This is a genomic window from Streptococcus caprae (genome assembly GCF_042649745.1).
GTDB lineage: Bacteria > Bacillota > Bacilli > Lactobacillales > Streptococcaceae > Streptococcus > Streptococcus caprae.
In genome coordinates this window covers 1-1,719 of sequence record NZ_JBHRZV010000048.1, presented here as the reverse complement: position 1 = coordinate 1,719, position 1,719 = coordinate 1, and the positions used below count along the sequence as shown (strand labels likewise).

Annotated in this window: 1 pseudogene; it reads right to left on the bottom strand. The window is 37.3% G+C overall.

Annotation, left to right across the window (positions count from 1 at the left end):
- Positions 1 to 264: 264 nt before the first annotated feature.
- Positions 265 to 1,284 (bottom strand): annotated as a pseudogene (locus ACFORF_RS06265) (IS30 family transposase).
- Between the last annotated feature and the right edge of the window lie 435 nt (positions 1,285 to 1,719).

Genomic DNA, 1,719 nt, shown 5'->3' with positions numbered 1-1,719 from the left:
CGCTTTTCATTATAGGTCATATGGGACTTTTTTTCTACATTCAAAAAGGCTCCATAATCTCTGCAGGGGAGCTACCCACTACAGAAATTATAGAGCCAGAGTTCTTTGTCAACTTTAGTGGGTTGACTTATAGCTAACATCTGGAGAGAACAAATGTGATTTGTCAATGGCTGATAAAAAAATTAGAACTATCTTTACTTAAAAACCTAGTCCAATTGTCAAGTCAAGTGCAACAATTTGTTTATCCTACTAAAGTGTTTTTCTCTAAGCAATTCGAGCTAGCTCGAATTGCTTAGTTGCTGAATGATAGTTGAACAGTCTTCGAGGTCCATTGTTGATGGCATGGGGATAAGCCTCTAAATCTTCGGTGGTCAGGTCTTTTAGGGATTTTCTTTTTGGAACAAACTTTCTAAGTAAACCGTTAAAGTTTTCATTTGTTCCCCGTTCATGAGAGGCATAAGCATGAGCAAAATAGACCTCAACCTCCTCTAGTTGACTCAGTAAGGCAAATTCACTTCCGTTATCTGCAGTGATAGACTTGATGAGATAATCCTGCATATAGTCCAACACCGCTTAGTTAACGTATTCAGCTTTCTTTTCAGGGAGTTTAATCGTTAGTGCAAACCGTGACTGTCTTTCGACTAGAGTCATAATGGAAGGCTCACCAGCAGTCTTTAACCCAAGAACAGAGTCTATTTCCCAGTGTCCAAAGGTAGAACGATTTGTGATGGGATCAGGTCTATCTTCAATGGACAGTTCGAGAGGCTTCCTAGTAGAAGGATGCATTTTTCTTCCCTTACGAATACGAACTACTTTTGGCAAGTCTATTGGCTTGATGGTCAATAGTCCTTTGTGGATATAGTTATAGAGCATTGTAATGCTGGGAATGATGTCTTCAGGATGGTCTCGATTATAGACATGAACAAACGTATCTACACTGTGTATTCTAGGCTTAGGAGTCATCGCTTCTTCAAATTCAGACAAGAATCTAGCAGAAACTTTATCAAGCTTCAGGTAATGCCGATTTTCTCGTCTTTGGCAGTAGCGATGTTAGGCTGTATCAGCGAAGTACTGGTCGTGGTAAATTTTCCTACCGTTAACCCGTTTGACTTGCTTAACAGCCCCTCGTTTGATTTCACGAGAGATTGTCGATGGATTTCTACCTAAGTATCTCGCAATTTCTGCTGGTTTGAATCCTTGAGAGAGATAGGCTTGAATTTGCCCGCGTTCTGATTCTGATAGGTGCTGATAGGAGCGTTTTGTGCTAGAATGAGTATGGGACATGTTTGTTTTCCTTTATACTGTAGTTGGAGACTTTAGTATATCAGATGAACATGTCTTTTCTGTTGCACTTCATTTTACAACGCGTTTTTTTGATATACTCCCAAAATTTCTCCTTAGTTGAAATACCATACAGCCTTATAATTCTTTTTATATTCTTTTAAAGTCGTATGTTCTGAACAAAAACATAAGTAATAGCATGAATAAACGGATGATTTGAATAGAAATTGAGATTATCTATCTTAAAGATGTACAAATACGATTTATATAAAATTAACTATTTTTCTCTTGCCAATATAATAAAACTTTGCTATACTAATAAAGTTCTCAAGAAGAGAACGAAGCAATGAAAAAAAATAGGATGAAAACAAGCAAAACTTGTTGACAAATAATTGATGATTTGCTAAACTAATATAGTTGTCTCGTGAGTGGGCAACG